Origin of the sequence: Microbacterium sp. Leaf351, from assembly GCF_001423825.1 — a bacterium.
Lineage (GTDB): Bacteria > Actinomycetota > Actinomycetes > Actinomycetales > Microbacteriaceae > Microbacterium > Microbacterium ginsengisoli.
Genome location: NZ_LMPK01000015.1, coordinates 218,607 through 219,689, shown reverse-complemented (window position 1 = coordinate 219,689; position 1,083 = coordinate 218,607). Strand labels below are relative to the sequence as shown.

At 67.5% G+C, this 1,083-nt stretch carries 2 protein-coding genes and 1 pseudogene; 2 read left to right on the top strand and 1 reads right to left on the bottom strand.

The window, feature by feature from the left end; translation table 11 throughout:
- Together ASG00_RS17515 and ASG00_RS17510 are read left to right on the top strand one after the other, a co-directional pair.
- A pseudogene (locus ASG00_RS17515) lies at positions 1 to 344 on the top strand (CorA family divalent cation transporter); the annotation flags it as partial.
- Between the two features lies 1 nt (position 345).
- Positions 346 to 628: CorA family divalent cation transporter (locus ASG00_RS17510; protein WP_327037494.1), on the top strand; the 283-nt coding region annotated here is incomplete at its 5' end.
- Between the two features lie 88 nt (positions 629 to 716).
- Here the strand turns inward: ASG00_RS17510 and upp are convergent.
- The coding region (gene upp, locus ASG00_RS06750) for a uracil phosphoribosyltransferase (protein ID WP_235559355.1) at positions 717 to 1,083 on the bottom strand (367 nt) is incomplete at its 5' end.

The window sequence follows — 1,083 nt, the reverse complement described above, 5'->3', positions numbered from 1 at the left end:
GCACGTGTTCGTCGGCCCCGACTTCGTCATCACGATCCGTCACGCGGAATCACCGAACCTCGCGGCGGTGCGCTCGCGACTCGAGCACCAGCCCGACCTGCTCGCGCTGGGTCCGGAGGCGATCCTCTACGCGATCCTCGACCGGGTGGTCGACGAGTACGAGCCCGTCGTCGCCGGAATCGAGAACGATCTCGACGAGATCGAGGATCAGCTCTTCGGTGACAGCGACGACGACGCCCTGTCGCGACGTATCTACGAGCTGTACGGCGAGGTGCTCAGCATCGGTCGGGCCGTGCACCCCCTCGCCGCCATGATCGACAAGCTCCAGCGCGGTTTCGAGAAGTNCGACGGCTACCGTACGCTGCTCGACAAGGCGCTCACGGTGCACTCCGCGCTCGTCGCGCGGCGACAGACCGAGGCGAATCTGGCTCAGAACGACGAGATCAAGAAGATCTCATCCTGGGCGGCGATCATCTTCGCGCCGACACTCATCGGAACGATCTACGGCATGAACTTCGAGGACATGCCCGAGCTGCACTGGCAGTACGGCTACCCGCTGGCGATCGGCGTGATGCTCGCATTCCCCACGACGCTCTACTTCATCTTCAAGCGCAAGCACTGGCTGTGAGCGCGGTCCGTCGACGCATCGCGGGGCGACGGAGGCCGCGCGTGCCGGGCCCACACATGGGGGTCGCCGCCGGCCCGAGCGACCGCGGTCAGACGGTGCCGTAGAGGCGGTCGCCCGCGTCTCCGAGCCCGGGCACGATGTAGCCGTGCTCGTTGAGCCGCTCATCGAGCGCGCCCAGCACCAGGGTCACGTCGCGTCCCGCGACCTGCTTCTCGATCGCCGCGACGCCTTCCGGGGCGCCGAGCAGGCAGATCGCCGTGACATCCTGTGCGCCCCGCGTGAAGAGGAACTCGATCGCGGCGCCCAGTGACCCGCCGGTGGCGAGCATCGGGTCGAGCACGAAGCACTGACGGTCGCTCAGATCGTCGGGGAGGCGCTCGGCGTACGTCGATGGCTCCAGCGTCTCCTCGTTGCGCACCATTCCGAGGAATCCCACCTCGGCGGTCGGCAGCAGC